The 16345-nt window shown below is 62.6% G+C and carries 15 protein-coding genes; 4 read left to right on the top strand and 11 right to left on the bottom strand.

The features are described 5' to 3' along the window. A partial coding sequence (locus FJ980_RS24650; protein WP_140546320.1) for a LysR family transcriptional regulator occupies positions 1 to 610 on the bottom strand: 610 nt, incomplete at its 3' end. A 66-nt stretch (positions 611 to 676) separates the two neighbouring features. Between FJ980_RS24650 and FJ980_RS24645 the strand changes: the two genes are divergently transcribed. Continuing rightward, positions 677 to 1015, top strand: coding sequence for a muconolactone Delta-isomerase family protein (locus FJ980_RS24645; protein WP_246676542.1), 339 nt, complete (start codon positions 677 to 679; stop codon positions 1013 to 1015). Between the two features lie 29 nt (positions 1016 to 1044). Here FJ980_RS24645 and FJ980_RS24640 read toward each other — a convergent pair whose 3' ends face one another. Beyond that, on the bottom strand, positions 1045 to 1896 hold the full coding sequence (locus FJ980_RS24640; protein WP_140546319.1) for a hypothetical protein: 852 nt from the start codon (positions 1894 to 1896) through the stop codon (positions 1045 to 1047). A gap of 339 nt (positions 1897 to 2235) precedes the next feature. Then, positions 2236 to 2418 (bottom strand): hypothetical protein, encoded by a 183-nt coding sequence (locus tag FJ980_RS24635; RefSeq protein WP_140546318.1) that lies wholly within the window; start codon positions 2416 to 2418, stop codon positions 2236 to 2238. A gap of 369 nt (positions 2419 to 2787) precedes the next feature. Between FJ980_RS24635 and FJ980_RS24630 the strand changes: the two genes are divergently transcribed. Further along, positions 2788 to 3570, top strand: coding sequence for a glucose 1-dehydrogenase (locus FJ980_RS24630; RefSeq protein ID WP_140546317.1), 783 nt, complete (start codon positions 2788 to 2790; stop codon positions 3568 to 3570). A gap of 32 nt (positions 3571 to 3602) precedes the next feature. On the opposite strand, the gene FJ980_RS24625 is transcribed toward FJ980_RS24630, so the two are convergent. The 6 genes from FJ980_RS24625 to FJ980_RS24600 all read right to left on the bottom strand — a co-directional run bounded on the left by FJ980_RS24625 (position 3603) and on the right by FJ980_RS24600 (position 10236). Further along, positions 3603 to 3887 (bottom strand): hypothetical protein, encoded by a 285-nt coding sequence (locus FJ980_RS24625; RefSeq protein WP_140546316.1) that lies wholly within the window; start codon positions 3885 to 3887, stop codon positions 3603 to 3605. Positions 3888 to 3985: 98 nt separating this feature from the next. Next, complete coding sequence (locus tag FJ980_RS24620; RefSeq protein ID WP_246676540.1) at positions 3986 to 7312, bottom strand: type ISP restriction/modification enzyme; 3327 nt, start codon at positions 7310 to 7312, stop codon at positions 3986 to 3988. Positions 7313 to 7494: 182 nt separating this feature from the next. Then, positions 7495 to 7980, bottom strand: a complete 486-nt coding sequence (locus FJ980_RS24615; RefSeq protein ID WP_140546315.1) for a DoxX family protein — start codon at positions 7978 to 7980, stop codon at positions 7495 to 7497. 247 nt (positions 7981 to 8227) lie between these two features. Beyond that, positions 8228 to 8689, bottom strand: a complete 462-nt coding sequence (locus FJ980_RS24610) for a tetratricopeptide repeat protein (RefSeq protein ID WP_140546314.1) — start codon at positions 8687 to 8689, stop codon at positions 8228 to 8230. A gap of 28 nt (positions 8690 to 8717) precedes the next feature. Then, positions 8718 to 9689: an MBL fold metallo-hydrolase gene (locus FJ980_RS24605; protein ID WP_140546313.1), complete on the bottom strand. Its 972-nt coding sequence runs from the start codon at positions 9687 to 9689 to the stop codon at positions 8718 to 8720. A gap of 325 nt (positions 9690 to 10014) precedes the next feature. After that, a complete protein-coding gene (locus FJ980_RS24600; RefSeq protein ID WP_140546312.1) occupies positions 10015 to 10236 on the bottom strand; it encodes a DUF680 domain-containing protein in 222 nt (73 codons plus the stop codon). A gap of 421 nt (positions 10237 to 10657) precedes the next feature. Between FJ980_RS24600 and FJ980_RS24595 the strand changes: the two genes are divergently transcribed. Together FJ980_RS24595 and FJ980_RS24590 are read left to right on the top strand one after the other, a co-directional pair. Next, entirely contained in the window at positions 10658 to 13195 is a 2538-nt protein-coding gene (locus tag FJ980_RS24595) for an EAL domain-containing protein (protein ID WP_246676544.1), read from the top strand. Positions 13196 to 13393: 198 nt separating this feature from the next. After that, positions 13394 to 14389, top strand: coding sequence for a transporter (locus tag FJ980_RS24590; protein WP_140546310.1), 996 nt, complete (start codon positions 13394 to 13396; stop codon positions 14387 to 14389). 4 nt (positions 14390 to 14393) lie between these two features. Here the strand turns inward: FJ980_RS24590 and FJ980_RS24585 are convergent, their stop codons facing one another. Both FJ980_RS24585 and rarD read right to left on the bottom strand, forming a co-directional pair. After that, positions 14394 to 15080 carry a glutathione S-transferase gene (locus FJ980_RS24585; RefSeq protein WP_140546309.1) on the bottom strand — a complete coding sequence of 229 codons (687 nt, stop codon included), beginning with the start codon at positions 15078 to 15080 and terminating at the stop codon, positions 14394 to 14396. A 57-nt stretch (positions 15081 to 15137) separates the two neighbouring features. Next, the gene (gene rarD / locus FJ980_RS24580; protein WP_140546308.1) at positions 15138 to 16067 is read right to left on the bottom strand and encodes an EamA family transporter RarD; all 930 of its coding nucleotides are present in this window, start codon (positions 16065 to 16067) and stop codon (positions 15138 to 15140) included. Positions 16068 to 16345 lie beyond the last annotated feature (278 nt).

The raw sequence follows: 16345 nt of genomic DNA, 5'->3' as shown, positions 1-16345 counted from the left end.
CGCCGGGCTGGCGCACGACTGTGATCCAAACGCGGCCGTTGAGATGGCCGGGCGCGATGTCGGCGACATCGGCGAGCGAATCGCCTTCCGGGATTGCAAGCACCAGCGGTTCGCGCCGCACCAATATGCTCTCGATATCCGGATCGCCTTGCGGCGCCGGCGCATAGACGAAACCGAGGTCGAGGACACGCTGCCTCAGATCTTCGAACTGCGCCGCCGTCCGCCGGCTGCGCAACTGCAGATGAAAATCCGGCCGCGCACGGCAAAAATCCCGCAGCATGTCCGCGACCAATCCGGAATGCACCGCGCCCTCGACATAGCCGATGGCGAGGCTGCCTGTGGCGCCGCTGGCAAGGTTGCGGCCGAGCTCTTCCAGCCGCGCCGCATTGGCAAGCAGCGCGCGGGCTTCGGCAAGGAAGGCCCTGCCCTCGGCGTTGAGGTGGACGCGCTGCTTCGCCCGCTCAAACAAGGCGACGCCCAGCTGTTCCTCGAGCTGGATGATCTGCCGGCTCAAGGGGGATTGCGAGATGTGCAACTGCTCGGCGGCGCGGCCGACATTGCCGGCTTCGGCGACGGCGACGAAGTATCTGATCTGGCGCAGGTCGAGCATCTTCACCTCCAAGTTCAGCCCTGAGAGGTCTCAACCATAGCCTAATCAGGCTTGGACAGTCTAATCATGTGGCGCGATACCTTCCAGCACCAACCGGCCACAAAGGAGATCGCCATGCAGTTCTTTGCCCTGCTCACCCGCAATACCCAGAAGTTCGGCGACGCCGATTTCGCGCCGCTGCTGACGCCCGAATCCGAACAGCGCAAGGCGCTCTATGCGCAAGGCGCCGTGCGCCAGATCTGGAACCGCGGCGACGTTCCCGGCAGCGGCATGATGTTCGAGGCGGCAGACGAAAAGGAGGTGCGCGGCCACCTTGCCACGCTGCCGCTGATCGAGGCCGGCATGATGGACATCGCGGCGATCGTGCCGCTCAACCCTTATCCGGGTTTCGGACCGAAGCGGTGAAGCAGCTGCGGCGGCCCACCTGACAGCGCCTACCCGCGACCGAAAAGACGACTGAAAATACCCGGGCGCGCGCCGCTGTAGCGCTCGGGCAGAGGGCGGGTGAGCAGGAACTGTTCGTGGCCCTCGACGGTCTCGGTACCGCGATAGCTGCATTGCAGCGACCTTGCCAGCGGAACGATTTCCTTCAGCACGGAGCCGAAACCCTCGCCGTCGATAGGCACGTCCTTCGCCATCCTGAGCTCACGCGAGACTATCTCCAGACTCAAGAAGCGGTAGCCGCGCTTTTCAAGCTCGGCGCGCAGCTTCGCCAGAGACGGCTCGGCGCCCCAGAACTCGAAGCGTGTCGGCCGGATGCGGGCATTCGCGGCGATTTCCAGCCGGAGGTCGCCTATCGCCTCGGTGGGAAGGATGAGCGGCGCCAACGCGGCAAGCGAATGCTGTTCCAGCGTGAGCGGAAAGGCCAGCGCCTCGGCGGCCTTGCCAGCTATATGTTCGAAACCGGCGATGTCTTCGGTCGTAAAATAGAAATCGCGGCCGCCCGCGCCATGCTGTTCGGCGATATAACAGGCTGGGCAGTTTGCAGCAGCCAGATCCTGGCAAAGCTTTTCGAGGAAAGCGTAGCTTCGCTGCGACCCGTTGGGCGTCAGCAGAGTGTCACGCCCCGTCAACTCGTCTGCGCGCGGCGTGGGCTTCAGGCGCAGGATCGGCAGCGAGGCGGCGGCCCGCAGCAGCGGCATGTTCACCCGCGTATGGATGAAGAGCTCGCCGCCATCGGGGCGGTAGCGTACCAGCGCGCGATGCGGCTCGGCCTCGCGGATGACCTCTTCCGTCTCATCGTTCGAGACCTGTTCGCCGGTGACCGGAAATTGAAGCAAAGTCATGCGATCGCCCCCAAATCGCGTTGATCGAGCCATCCTGCCAGTTTGTTGCGACCTAGCCTAGATGGCACGGCCAAGCGTCCTGCATTGCATTCACCGACAGCCACTCCATCGCGGGCAGCGCGACGAGCAGCGCCAGCCGCACACCCGCCAACCTTGCGTGGTCGGCTTCACGCCGCTGAAGTCGGCGCCAGATCTGGAATGCCGCGGTGAGAATGAGCAGCGCATAAAAGCCGGCGCAGGGCCAGCCGCAGCCTTGCGGAATGCGCCTCAGCGCCTCGGGCTATGCTTGCGGGACAGCACGGATAGCGTTCCGCGGGCCAACGGACCGCCAGCCGAAGCCTAGCGGCGATCCGGCAGCAACCGCAGGACAAAGCCCACCATGAGACCGAGGACGAAGCCCAGCGGGCCGGTGATGAAGATGCCGAGCAGCGGACCCTGGTTTGCCTCCGGCGTAAAGATGACCGGGCCGACGAAGCCGCCGAGAAAGCCGATCACACCCAGGATTGCACCCCATTTAAGCATCGTTCCCCCATAAGCCTGCCGACGACCGCAAGCAATTCTCGCGTGAAATCAAGCCAAGTATTAGCTCCATCTCAGTCAACTGCACAGGGAGGGGCGCCTGCGCGGGTGCGCAAGCAATTCGGGGACAGTTTATGACATATCCCCCACGATGATAGGCCGCGCCATACCGCACCGACTAATTGCCAATGCGGCACAGCCCGCTTGTTAGTCCGATTTATCAGATGAATCGGTTGAATGGGAGCCGGGCTTTGCTGCTAGCTGTGCGAGGAAGAATTCCGGCGCCTCTGCTCGGCAACACCTTGCCGTTGGCCGGGGCCCACAAGGCCTTCGCGCTGGCCAGCGACAAATCGCAATCGATGAAGGTGCAAATTGCGCTCGACTGATTATCTCGGCCGCCTCTTCGGCCTCGAAGGCCGGCATGCTTTCGTCACCGGCGCCAGCCGCGGGCTGGGGCTCGCTTTCGCGGAGGCGTTGGCTGCCGCGGGCGCACGCGTCACCATCGGCGGCCGTAAGGCTGACGAGTTGAAGGCCGCCGGCGACCGTTTGCGCGCCGAGGGCTACACGGTGGCGGAGTCATTGATCGACGTGACCGACACACGGTCGGTCGACGCGGCAATCGCGGCTTCGGAAGCCGGCACCGCGCCGATCGACATCCTGGTCAACAATGCCGGCATCCAGCGCCGCGCGCCGCTCGAGACCTTTTCCGACGCCGACTGGGATGCGCTGATGGCGACCAATCTCGACGGCGTGTTCAAGGTCAGCCGCGCGACGGTCAAAGGGATGATTGCGCGCGGCAAGGGCGTGATCATCAACGTGTCGTCGGTGCAGAGCGCGCTCGCCCGGCCCTCGATCGCGCCTTACGCGGCAAGCAAGGGCGCCATCACCATGCTGACCAAGTCGATGGCCGGCGAATGGGGCCAGCATGGCGTGCGCGTCAATGCCATCGCGCCGGGCTATTTCAAGACCCAGCTGAATGCAGCATTGGTTGCCGACGAGAAATTCTCGACTTGGCTCGCCGGCCGCACGCCGATGCGACGCTGGGGCGATGTCGAAGAGTTGGCGGGCGCGGCGGTGTTCCTGGCGTCGGACGCGGCGAGTTTTGTCACCGGACAGACGCTGCTGGTGGATGGCGGGATCACCAGCGTGTTGTGAAAGCAGGCAGAAGTGATTGCATCGAGCAGATATTACGCTGCAGCCAGTCGCCGCATCTCTTCCTCGAATTCGAAGCAGAGCTGCGCGCCTTCCTCCTGCGGCAACCAAAGGACCATTTGCGGCACGATCTTGCGATAGAGACGAACACTGTCCGCATCCCAAGGTAGCGAGTCAGCCGCTCGCGCTTCCGCGATCAGCTTGTGCAGCCTTGCGCGGACGCGATCGGGATCGCCCTGGTAGTAGACGGGCGGCGCGTCTTGATCGAAGAGCTCGGGCTCATCGCTGCCGAAAAGATCGAGCTGGTGTCTGCTGGCCATGGGTGTACCGGGTACGATTCGTACCTGCACTATGGCGTAACCAAATTGGTTACACGATGGCGCCAACCAGGCTTATCCCCGTTTTCCTGACATCCCTGTCAGTTATCCGCTTCGCCTTCGCCGAGCGCCGCCTTCAAATGATCGGCCTTGATCAGTTCGGCCTTCAAGATGCGTTCCATCAAATCGGCCTGCGCCGGCTCCAGCGCAATCAAGCGGCCGAGAACATTGAGGAGGTCGATCAGATCGGTCGTGTATTCGGCCAGCCAATGATCCGGTTGGATCGAATCGAGCTGCGACGGAGGCCGTTTGTCGCCGATCTGCGGGCGCGAGCGGTCCAGCCGGCGATAGCTGAACCAATGCCAAACGACCTTCTTGCCCGAAACTTCGTAGTTCCACATCTCCGGCGAGACATTGTCGATGAAGCCCTTGCCGACATGAAGCCGGCGCTGAGGAGCATCATACTCCATCGTGTCGGGCAACGGCTCCGGTGCGCCCGGAATGCCGCCGTCTTCCGGAATGAAGGGACGCAGGTCTTCCGGCATACGGGGTGGGCTTTTCGGCCGTCCAGCTTCCATGTCCGCAAAGCGCTCGCCATAACAATGCAGCCAGATCACCTCACGGCCAAGTGCCGCAGCTTCAGCGAACAACATAGGGTCCGCGGTGAGAGGAACGCGCAGGCCAGGCTGCACCAAATCGGGTTGGAAGCGCACCGTGAAGGCCGGATGCGAAAGCACTGCAGCCAGGTAAGCCATCACATCTTCGGCTGAAATTGGATGGCCGTGGATGTCCGCCAGCATGCCCACCACCTTCGGTGCCATATTGGGCTGCTTTGCCACCGGATCTCGCCACAATGGATAGACACGGCCACCAAAGGAGCCCTTGTAATGGTCAAGATCGGGAATGAGGCTGGTGAAGGTGACTGCCGGCCCGGATTTCGGGGCGACCCGCTCGAGTGCTGTTAGGCAGACCTGTCTCGGTGAATAGTTATCCCACAACGACGGATTTGGCTGGTTAATCAGCCTGGCATCGGGAACTATCCATTGTCTATCGAAGGACCGGAACCCATAGCGTGCGGGAGGAATGACCGGCCGCGCTTCATCGATTACCGCGCCAAGCCGCTCTTCGTGCTGCGCCAATCCCGAAGCAATGGTTTTGCGAATATGCTTATCCCCTGGCTTCCCTTGCCGCAGATGGGGATGGAACAGCTCTTCCTTCTTCGCCGGATTTTTCTCGGATAGGAGCTTCGTCCAACGCTGTTCGAGCGACTGGCGGTCCGGTGAGATAATCCACGTTCTGCCAGGCATGACACCCGAGCCGTCATAGTCAAAGAAGGATTTGAGCGGAGGAAAAGCATCCCAATCGCCGCTGGCCGCGGGGAAAAAAGGGGCACGCCATGCGGACGCACAGTCCTGCCACGCCCCTGAGCCCAGTGTCAGCTTTTCCAATGCCGCGAACTTATCTTCGCGCGACCCTTTCGGCAGCGCACGGAAGCGCACTCTCGCGGGAGTGTCCTTGCTCTTGCCGAGTGTCTTGGCCGCGAGCACGATGCAGACCGGTTGCTGCACCCCCTGGAAAATGCGCGTCCTGACCTCAGGCTGGTGTCCGTCCGGAGAGCAGTCGATCACCCATATGTCCGAACAGGTGCGCCGAAGATCGTCGCGCATGCGTTCGAACCCGGGGCCGTTCAGAAAACCGGCAACCGTGATGAAACAGACGATGCCTTCCTCATCCTTGTCGGGAAAGCCAGTCGCAGCATAATTCCCGGTGCCGAATACCTTCCAGGTCGCCCAGCGCCAAAAATAAATATAGAGGTTTTTCAAGTGCTTCGCGTGCGCACCGACGCCCCATTCGCGCGGCGCGGCCCACCAATCCATCGGGGCCTTGAGCTTTCCCCCCGAGCCGGCCTCGATCCAGCCGCCGCGCCCCTTTGCCTTTTCCTTGTAAGGGGGATTGCCGAGGACAACCGTGATCTTCTGTTCTTTCTTCACCGTGTTGGCGTCACGCCGCGATTTGGCGATGGCGCCGCCCTGCATCAGCGTTTCTTCCTCGACGTAGGGGTTGCCCAGCGTATTGGTGATGAAGAGTTTCATGTCCGGCAATTTTAGCGCCTCGCCGGGCTTCGGCTTGATAAGGGCTTGCATTTCGGCGACGAGCCGAAGCTGAGCCACCGCGAACGGGCCAAACTGCAATTCGAAGCCAACAAGTCGCTTCGCCGCCGCCTCGATGGCATTTGCGACCGCACCGGGACCCTGGTCGCCCGAGATCGTCGCGGCAATCTTGCGCAAGACACCGAGCAGAAAAGTGCCTGTTCCCATCGCGGGATCTGCCAGTGTGACATCGGCGGATGCAAGTCCGGCCGGGCGCTCGAAAAGCGGCCCTCGCAGCGCCTCATCCACCAATCCGGCCATGGCATCGACGACTTCCGGCGGCGTGTAATAGGAGCCGGTTTGCTTCCTCAGCTTGTTATCGTAGACGCCAAGGAAATCCTCATAAAAATAGAGCCATGCTTCTGGTTTGTCCTTGCTGATCGTGTGCCAATTCACCTTGTCCAGCACACGCGTAAGCGTCGAGAGAGAGGTCTGGAGAGCCTTCTGATTGGAGTCATCATCGGTCAGCATGCCGAGCGCTGTGCCGATGAGCGAGTTGGTCTTTCTGAGCTCGTGGGCCGCTTGATGGATACCGGCAGCGAGCGGAATATCGAGCGCCCTGGCGATCAACAAGCCGAAGGTCACGGCCTGCGCGTAGCCATCCGCGAATTGTTGATCATCCGCCTCGGGGAAAAGCAATTTGCGCCAGTCCTGCTTGAGTGTGGTCAGCCCTTCGCTGTTGCGGGCAAGTTGCTCAATCACCTCGTCACGCAAAAGACGACAGAGGCGGGCACTGATCTCCGCGAGTCGTTTTGCATTTGGCGGGGGCACCGGTGCCCAGGTCAGAAAATCGAGCAACAACGGTAGCAAGCCGTCCGGCGCAATGAGTTTTGAGCCGGCGGTTTCGAGATCGCCTTCCAAAGCGGCAATCTTGCCCACAAGCGCACCATCACGCCACAAGCTGAAAGCGCTGCCATCCGTGTAGAGAAGGTTCGGCAGCGATTTCAGCTTGTTCCACTGATCCTTGTCGTGCGGATCGGCGAAATGCCGTGGGTCAGCTCCCTTGCCCGGAGCCTTGACCTCGATAAATCCCACCAGAGCGTGGTGAACGGTGACCGCGAAGTCCGGGCGTGTCTTGATGTCGGCAAGACTGGTCTCGCCGACCAAATGGACTGAGCCGGCCGCCAGCCCGCCGATTTCACCCAGTTCGCGAACGAGCACTTCAAGCGGCGCGCGAAGCTGGTCCTCGGGTTGTCCCCCGATCGCCGGATTTGAAAGCTTCGGCTTAAGTGACGCGCCATAGGCCGATACGGCATCGGCCAAGGTCTTTACAGTCAACAGCCCCTCCACCCCACTGGTTCAGCGCGATTTGAATCACGTGAATTATCTATTGCGGGCGAAGCTTATTGAAACGTTTGCGTATTTGCAGGTTTTTCTTTTCCGCCGATCGCTGCTGCTTACACAGCGAAAGATGTCCCAGGCCAGCAAGCGGGCTGAACGCCCAGCGCGGCAGGGTTGTGTCAGACCGGCAGGCTGGTAGCGCCCGGCGCGGTTCCGGCTTCGGGCTCTAAAGCGTTGGCTGCCCTGCCCTTCATCATCGCAATCAGCACCCTGTCCATCGACAGCCTGCCGGAACCGGCGAGCGCCAGGATGAACATGCCGCCGGCGATTGCCAGGTCCTTCTCGAAATGCAGCAATTCGTTCTGGCTGGCGAAATTGGTGTGGAAGAGGCCGGCCGTCATCAGGCAGAACAGGCCGAGCCCGATCGCGCCCAGCCGCGCCAGGATGCCGAGCGCCACCGATAGGCCGGCGCCAAGCTGCAACGCGATGGTGGCGAGAAGCAGCGGCGTGCCGACGCCGAGCGCGGCCATCGCCTTCTCAGCACCCTCGAAATGCGTCGCCAGCTGCAGACCCTCATGCACGAAGATCAGCGACAGCAGCAGCCGGCCGGCAAGCAGGACGACGTCGCTGGCGTGAAGTTTTTCGGCGAGTTCGATCGGTGTCATGGTCGGCTCCAGTCTTTGGAAACAGGCAGTTTGGAAAATGGGCGGTCGCCCGTGTCCACGCAGGTGCGCTTGAGGTTGAAAGGTCGGAGCCGGCGCGAGGGAGAGGAACGCCGCCTCCGGTTTTCGGGCGCTACCGCCGCGGCGCCCAAAATCGGTACCTATGGGGGGCGAGGTCGGTGCCAGGCCCCTCTCCGGCCGCTTCGCGGCCACCTCTCCCCCACGTTGTGGAGGCGAGGAACAGGCTGAGCTACTTCGTCACCTTGGTGGCGATCGCCTGCTTGAGGTCGGCAAGCTCCTCGCAGCCGGCCGGGCAGAGCTTTTGCAGCGAGGCGAGCTGCTCGTTGGCCTTGGCCATGTCGCCGGTCTCGACATAGAGCTCGCCCAGATATTCATGCGCGGCCTTGTGGTCGGGCTGAAGCTCCAGCGCCTTGGTGTAGTAGGTGAGCGAGGTCTGGTAGTCGCCGGTCTTGCGCAGCGTGAAGCCGAGCAGGTTGTAGACGTCGGCCTGCTGAGTGTCCTGCGCGAGGTCGCGCAGGTCGGCAAGCGCGCTTTGATAGTCCTTGGCCTCGATCTTGGCTTTCACCGCCGTCAGGTCCGGCGCGTCGGCGCCTTCGATGTCGTCCACGGCATAGGCCGGAACGGCGATGGCGATCGGGGCCGCCGTCAAGACCGCAATGGCGCCGAGCACCGCGAAAAGTGCGTGTTTCATTGTTATCGCTTTCTGTTCAGGATCCGATTCAGATTTGGGTTGGGGTGAAGGCGTAGGCATTGCCGTCCTTGACGAAGCTGCCTGTGCCGGGGAACGGAAAGTGCGAGCCGCAGATGCGGACATTGTCGGCGATCACCTGGTCGACGATCTTGTGGCGTGTGGCGATCGCCATCGGCCCGTCCTGGTCGTAGGCGCCCTGCCATTCGGGATGCGGGGCGAGCAGCGCCGGCACGTACATGGTGTCGGCCGAGACGAGGAACTGCTCGGAGCCGGCATCGACATGGTAGACGGAATGGCCAGGCGTGTGGCCGGGCGCCGCCATGATGCGGATGCCGGGCACCGCTTCAGTGCCGTCGTCGACCAGCTTCCAGTTCTTCCATTTCGGGAAGTTCTCGGCGATGCGCTTGCCCGCGGGCTTGCGACCCTCGGGCAGCTTGGCCAGCCGGCTCGGATCGGTCCACCAATTGTACTCGGTGGCGTTGACGATCAGCTCGGCATTCGGGAACACCGGATCGTTGGTGCCCTTTTCCATCAGGCCCCAGACATGGTCCGGATGGAAATGCGAGATCAGTATGGTGTCGATCGCCTTGTAGTCGATGCCGGCCGCCTTCATGTTGGCCGGCAGATGCGTGGCGTTGGCCTGCCACTGGCCGACGCCGGAGCCGGCGTCCATCATGATGGTGCGGCCGTTCATCTTGAGCACCACGACGGTGAGCGGGATCGGCATGAATTCCGTGGTCAGCCCCGCCTTGGCGAGCGCCGCCTTGGTGTCGTCGACCGACACGTCCTTGATGAACGCCGGGTCGTGCGGCTTGCGCCAGATGCCGTCATAGACCGCGGTGACTTCGAGCGAGCCGACCTTGTATTTGTAGAAGCCTACCAGCGGCTCGACCGGGGTTTCGGCGTAAGCCGCGGGCGCGAATTCCAGCTTGCCGGCAATGCCGAAGGCGGCAGCGGCCGCGGCGGATCCCAGCACCATGCGACGCGTCATGTTGAACATCGGAAATCTCCTCTAATGGCTGCGGGTTGTTTCAAGTTTCATGCGGTATGAGAGAATGGCGGAGGGCTCGGTGCTGCCCTCCGCCGAGACTGCGGAAACCGGCACCGACCGGTCCGACTGAAGACCGACCGGCGCCGAGGAGATCAGGACTTCTGGTTTCCGACCCGGCGAGGCGTGCCTTCCCCGCCGCGATCAGAACCCTTCGCCCCGAGCTCCGGAGCGAGGACCTTTCGGTCCCGGCTGGGATCAGAACCTGCGGTTCTGACTCCTGGGCGAGGACCTTTCGGTCCCGCCGGGGATCGGGACCTGTGGTCCCGACTCCTGCCTAGCGACCCCAAATGCCCTGGCCGGGCTCTTCCGCAGCAATCCTGGTCGCCGGCTTCATGGCGTGGCGGGCCATTTCGGGCCTCACGATGGAAGCGGTGGTGGTGCTGTCGACGACGGCAGCCTGCTGGCCGCCATTCGCCCAGGAGAAGTGGTCGCTGCCGGCAAAGGCGCTGCCGGTGGCAACCAGGAGGGCGACTGCGGCAAAGGCGGTTCTGTTCATTTGCGTATTCCTTCCGGGTTGGTTGATGCGTGCCTTGGGAGGATGGCCTCGCTACAGCCAAGACCCCGAGGGCCCCGGCTTTATTCCCGGGGGCGGAAAGAATTTTTTGGAGGCAACGGAAGATCGCGATTTTTGCGCGATGAACGGCCCCGGTTAGCCGGCATTAATCATGGCTTGAGTTTGTTGGCTCAAGGCAAGCCTCCAGGCCGCGAATGGCGCAACTTGAGGCGGGCATGGAAGTTCTAATTTAAGCACTTTCCTTTAACTCCGATCGATGGCGCGTCGTCCTCCGATCGACAGAGCGTCGCCCAGGAAAGCTATTCGGGTTGAATTGACCGCGACAAATTTCAACATCGGTCGTATCAGGCAGGCCGTTTTCTCTTCCGCCAACGTGCCGGCGGCGATTGCCTTCGTCGTGCTCATGATCTGCGCGATCTTCGTCGACCAGCAGAACAAAACGGTTTCCGATCAACTCACGCGCGCCGACGTCCTCTACAAGGTCAACATCATCCGCGCCAAGCTGGAAGGAAACATCAACGGCAATCTCCAGCTGGTTCAGGGCCTCGTCTCGGCCATCGTCACCGAGCCCTATATGGGGCAGCAGAGATTTGCCTCCCTCGCTGCCAATCTCTTCAAGCAGAAATCGCAGCTGCGCAACATTGGCGGCGCGCCCGATCTCGTCATTTCGCTGATGTATCCCATGGAGGGCAACGAGAAGGCGATCGGGCTCGACTACCGCAAGAACGAGGCGCAACGCTTGGCGGCGCTTAGGGCGCGCGACCAGCGCATATCGGTGCTTGCCGGTCCCGTCGACCTCAGGCAGGGCGGGCGCGCCTTCATCGGCCGGATTCCTGTCTTCGTGCCGACAGCGGGGGGCGGCGATCGCTTCTGGGGCCTTGTCTCGGCGGCTATCGACATCGATCGGCTCTACGCCGCAAGCGGCCTCACCGACCCCGGTCTCGACATAGATGTGGCGCTTACCGGAATGGATGCGCTTGGCGGCGGTGGCCAGCGCTTCTTCGGTGGCGCCGACATCGTCAAGAACAATCCGGTAACGGCAGAAGTGCAGCTGCCGTTCGGTTCCTGGCAGATATCGGCAGTCCCCAAGGGCGGTTGGCCGGCCGTGCCGAAGAACGAGCGGGTCTTGCAGGCGCTCATGGCGCTCGCCGCTGTGCTGGTGGTGCTGCCCATCCTGGTGGCCGGACGGCTGTTCGGCGAAAGGCAGAAAAACTATGCCGAATTGAGGCGCCTGTCCGGGAGGCTGGAACTGGCTCTGGAGGCTTCGGGCATCGGCGTGTGGGAGCAAGACCTCGTCACCGACGAGCTGCTGTGGGACGATCGCGTCAATGAGATCTACGGCAAGCCCGCCGATGGGAAGCCGCGCGGCTATGATGACTGGGCACTGGCGATCCACCCCGAGGATATCGCGCGGGCACAGCGCGAGTTCGACCTTGCCGTGGCTGCAAAAGGTCCCTACTCGTCGCAGTATCGACTGCTTCGCCCAGACGGCACCGTCCGCCATGTGCGGGCGCGTGCAAGCTACTTCCAGGACAGCGACGGCACGCCGAAGATGGTCGGGGCCGAATGGGACGTGACCAGCGACGTTCTGCTCAACGAGAATCTGGTGCGTGAACGGCAATTGTCGGAATCGAAGAATGCCGAACTCAAGACCGCCAAGGCGCGCATCGAGCATGTTGCGCTGCACGATTCGCTAACAGGCCTGCCCAATCGCCGTTACCTCGACGAGATGCTGGCCAATTCGCCCGAAGATCGCACTGCGCTGCTGCATCTCGACCTCGACCGCTTCAAGCACATCAACGACACGCTTGGCCATGCGGCGGGCGACGCCATGCTCATGTATGCCTCGAAGGTCATCAAAGCCAACGTCCGGGCAGGCGACTTCGTGGCGCGCATCGGCGGAGACGAGTTCGTTGTGGTGTGCCAGGGGCGCGATGACAATGAACTCGCCGCGCTAGCGGACCGTATCATCGAAGAAATGCGCCAGCCCGTCGACTATAAAGGCCACCAATGCCGGTTCGGGGTCAGCATCGGGATTGCGGCGCTTAGCGGCGTCGATGCAAAGCAGCTGCTGGTCAACGCCGATCTCGCGCTCTATCGAGCCAAGAGCCGCGGTCGCAATCGTTATGAGTTCTTCAATGAAGAGCTGCAGAGCGAGATCGTCAGGACCAAGCAGACCGCGGACGAGATCCTGGGCGGGCTGGAGCGCAACGAATTCATCGCCTACTACCAACCACAGTTCGATGCCAAGACCCTCGAGATCGTCGGCGTCGAGGCGCTGGCGCGCTGGCGCCATCCACGACGCGGCATCCTCGCCCCCGACATCTTCCTCAGAGTGGCCGAGGAATTGAATGTGGTCTCGCTGATCGACCGCACGATCCTCGAACAAACGCAGGAGAATTTCCAGTGCTGGTCGCGCGACGGTCTCAACATCCCGCGCTTTTCCGTCAACGTCTCGGCACGAAGGCTGGAGGACAAAGACCTGATCAACGGCCTGCGCAAGCTGCCGATCGAGGAGGGAACCGTCTCATTCGAGCTCGTGGAATCGATTTTCCTGGACGAAAATGACGAGCTTGTCACTTGGAACATCGAGCACATCAAGGAACTCGGGATCGACATCGAGATCGACGATTTCGGCACGGGCCATGCATCCGTCGTCAGCCTGCTCAAACTGCAACCGAGCCGTCTCAAGATCGACCGGCAGCTCGTCACGCCGATAACCGGTTCGGCGGCGCAGCGGCGGCTGGTGTCGTCAATCATCGAAATCGGCAAATCGCTCGGCATCGGCGTCGTGGCGGAAGGCGTCGAGACGATGGAACATGCGCGCATCCTGAAGGACCTCGGCTGCGACATCCTGCAAGGCTACGCATTCGGGCGTCCGATGGACGCAAAATCCTTCAGGACCTTCGCCATATCGCGCAAATGGCTGGCCACGGCCTAGGCAGACGAAGCGAGCTGCCGTTTGACCGGACCGCCGCCGCGCGGGGTGTTCAGCAAACGAGCAAACGATAGGACAGCCCTGTCGAGAGTGACAGCAGCTGCAGTCATCAAAATGTCACACCGGGCGGCAACCTCCATGGTAGGTTTGCCGTGGCCGTCCCCGCGACCCCTGACCGCATCAAGAGCCGGCGAAGCCGCCATGAACATCGCCCTCCCCGCCGAAGGCACCGACCTCTCGCCCTATTTGCCGGACGAGCACGGGCTGTTCTTCATCTACCATTTCAAGGCCGACGGCAGCCGCACCAAGGATCCAGCGGAGGCGCATTGGAGCTGGCGCAGCTACCAGATCACCGACATGCGCGCCCGCCAGGAGATCGGCGCCGAGCAGGCCCTGCCGGCGCCGGTGCGCGACGCCTTCCTGTCGCCCAGCCATGGCTGCCAGATCGATTTCGAGGACGACTTCCTTTTTGGCGACCTGCCCGACCTCAGGCACGATTTCGCCGAGGCGCGCGGGCTCACCCATTTCCGCTTCGCTTTCAACGACAGGATGCTGGTCGGCGCCCGCAAGCAGCCGCTGGAATCGGTCGACAAGATCCGCAAGCTGGTGGAGAGCGGCACGCGCAAATTCCGCACGCCGGCCGAGCTGATCGAGGCGGTGATGGGCCAGTCGCTCGACGGCATGGCGGCCGAGCTCGACAAGATGGGCGATACGCTCGACGGCATCGAGGATCGCATCGTGTGCGATGCATGGCACAATGAGCGCCAAGCACTGGTCGACGCGCGCCGGCAGCTGGTGCTGATCCACCGGCAGATGGCGACGCTCACCAGCCTCTTCCGCCATCTCGACCATTCGCACCGCAACGAACTGCCCGACCCCATCAACGACATGGCGACCCGGCTTTCACACCGGGCGCACACGCTGCATCACGATGGCGAGCAACTGCAGGCGCGCACGCGCCTGTTGCAGGACGAGCTGATGGCGAAGCTGACCGAGCAGTCGAACCAGCTGCTCTATATCCTCTCCGTCATGACGGCGGTGCTGTTGCCGATGACCATCATCTCCGGCCTGTTCGGCATGAATGTCGGCGGATTGCCGCTGGTCGGCACGCCGCTGGGATTCTGGGTGGTGACGGCGATCTCGGTCGTCATCGCCGGCATCATCTATATGTTCGTGCGACGGCTGGGGCGCGTGTAGCGCTTCAGGCGGTTGCCCGCAAATCCTCGACGATCGTGCCGGCGGCACGGACTTCGGCTTCGTGGTCGGGCTCGCGCCACGTCTCGGCAAGTCCGGCCGCGTACCATTCGTGCATGGCCGGCAGATCGAGCAGCCGTTGCGGGTAGGCAGCTGCCGCGCCTTCGAACGTCAGTCCGTAGGACTGTGCCCTGAACGCGATGGGAGCGAAGAATGCATCGACGGCACCAAAACGGTCGCCGGCCAGGAACGGCCCGCCGAAACGCGCAAGGCCGTCGTTCCACAAGTCTCCCATACGGAAGATGTCGTGCTTGAGTGCGCCGGACATCGGTAACGGCGCGACGCGGACGCCGCAGCTCATCGGGCAGTCATTGCGCATCGCGGTGAAGCTCGAATGCATCTCGGCGGCGGCAGAACGCGCCCAGGCACGCGCCTTCGCGTCCGCCGGCCAGACGCCCTGGTGGCGTTCGGCCAGGTATTCGACGATCGATAGCGAATCCCAGACCGCCCAGCCGTCATCGACCAGGCAGGGCACCCGGCCGTTGGGCGAGAATTGTCGGTAGAGGTCGAAACTCGATCCGCTCGGGAACGGCGTCAACCGCTCCTCAAAGGGAATGTCGAGGACGCGCATCAGCAACCATGGCCGCAGCGACCAGGACGAATAGTTCTTGTTGCCGATATGCAGAACGTACATCAGACGCCCTTTCCCCTGGTCAACGCAATTTCAGACGGAGAACCGTTGCGCGCTTGCTTATCTTGTTGCTGGCGCTGGCGGACGGACCTCGCGGCCACGGAACATCGACCAGCTATACATCGCCAATGCTGTCCAGATCAGCGCGAAGGCGATGGCCTGCGTGGTGCCGAACGGTTCATCGAAGATCAGCACGGCGATCAGGAACACCATGGTCGGCGCGATATATTGCATGATGCCGATGGTGGACAGGCGCAGCAGCCTGGCGCCGAATGCAAACAGCAGCAACGGCACTGCGGTGACCGGACCGCAGCCGATCAGCAATGCGGTGTCGGCACCCGTGCTGGAGATGAAATGGTCCTGGCCGGTGGCGATCAGGTAGACGATGTAGCAAAGCGCCGGCACCGACAGCAGCAGCACTTCGAGCAGGAAGCCCTGGCTCGGGCCGATCGGCAGCGTCTTGCGGAAGAAGCCGTAGGCGGCGAAGGAGAAGGCGAGCGCCAGCGATACCCATGGCAATTTGCCGGCCTCGACTGTGAGCACCGTCACCGCGATCGTAGCGAGCGCCACCGCGGCGATCTGCAGCCTGTCGAGCCGCTCGCCGAGCAGCACCGCACCGACCACGACGCTGACCAGCGGGTTGATATAGTAGCCGAGCGCGGTCTCGACGGTGCGATCGACGGCGATCGCCCAGACATAGATGCCCCAGTTGATCGAGATCAGCACCGCCGTCAGCGCCGCCATGGCAAGGCTCTTCGGCGAGCGGATCGCCGCCTTGAAGTCGGCGGTGCGGCCGGCCCAGATGAGCACCGCCGCCGCGATCGGCACCGACCAGACGACGCGGTTGGCAATCACCTCGGCAAGCGGCAGATGCGCCACCGCCTTCATGTAGAAGGGCAAGAGCCCCCAAAGGAAATAGGCGCCAAGCGCCAGGAGGAAGCCGCGGCGGGCCTTGGCATCCTGATCGAGATCGGCTGTAGCGGTGACCATGGCCTAACGCTATGGCCCAGCGGAGCGGCCAAGACCATCATAAAATTATGATGGATCAACGGAGTTTTGGTGATGGTTCAAACGGTTCACAGGTCCTCGCCCCACGGAGTGGGCTACGGCATGCACCCATTTCCGAGCAGCTGGTCTTTGGCGATAGGGTGCATGGCAGCTTGGCGCATGCATTGTCTTATGTAGCGCTGATCGACCCCCACTCCGTCTCGGCTTCGCCGAGCCACCTCTCCCCCGATCGACGGGGTAGAGGAAAGGCGCCAAGCTTT

The sequence above is a fragment of the Mesorhizobium sp. B1-1-5 genome, assembly GCF_006443065.1.
Classification (GTDB): domain Bacteria; phylum Pseudomonadota; class Alphaproteobacteria; order Rhizobiales; family Rhizobiaceae; genus Mesorhizobium.
This window is presented reverse-complemented; position numbering and strand designations above follow the sequence as displayed.

Bases quoted from the DNA above. Each gene is read 5' to 3' on its own strand.
- FJ980_RS24595 (WP_246676544.1), top strand. From the start codon at position 10,658: ATGATCTGCGCGATCTTCGTCGACCAGCAGAACAAAACGGTTTCCGAT.
- FJ980_RS24610 (WP_140546314.1), bottom strand. From the start codon at position 8,689: ATGAAACACGCACTTTTCGCGGTGCTCGGCGCCATTGCGGTCTTGACG.
- FJ980_RS24625 (WP_140546316.1), bottom strand. From the start codon at position 3,887: ATGGCCAGCAGACACCAGCTCGATCTTTTCGGCAGCGATGAGCCCGAG.
- FJ980_RS24600 (WP_140546312.1), bottom strand. From the start codon at position 10,236: ATGAACAGAACCGCCTTTGCCGCAGTCGCCCTCCTGGTTGCCACCGGC.
- rarD (WP_140546308.1), bottom strand. From the start codon at position 16,067: ATGGTCACCGCTACAGCCGATCTCGATCAGGATGCCAAGGCCCGCCGC.
- FJ980_RS24605 (WP_140546313.1), bottom strand. From the start codon at position 9,689: ATGTTCAACATGACGCGTCGCATGGTGCTGGGATCCGCCGCGGCCGCT.
- FJ980_RS24645 (WP_246676542.1), top strand. From the start codon at position 677: ATGTGGCGCGATACCTTCCAGCACCAACCGGCCACAAAGGAGATCGCC.
- FJ980_RS24640 (WP_140546319.1), bottom strand. From the start codon at position 1,896: ATGACTTTGCTTCAATTTCCGGTCACCGGCGAACAGGTCTCGAACGAT.
- FJ980_RS24635 (WP_140546318.1), bottom strand. From the start codon at position 2,418: ATGCTTAAATGGGGTGCAATCCTGGGTGTGATCGGCTTTCTCGGCGGC.
- FJ980_RS24585 (WP_140546309.1), bottom strand. From the start codon at position 15,080: ATGTACGTTCTGCATATCGGCAACAAGAACTATTCGTCCTGGTCGCTG.
- FJ980_RS24590 (WP_140546310.1), top strand. From the start codon at position 13,394: ATGAACATCGCCCTCCCCGCCGAAGGCACCGACCTCTCGCCCTATTTG.
- FJ980_RS24615 (WP_140546315.1), bottom strand. From the start codon at position 7,980: ATGACACCGATCGAACTCGCCGAAAAACTTCACGCCAGCGACGTCGTC.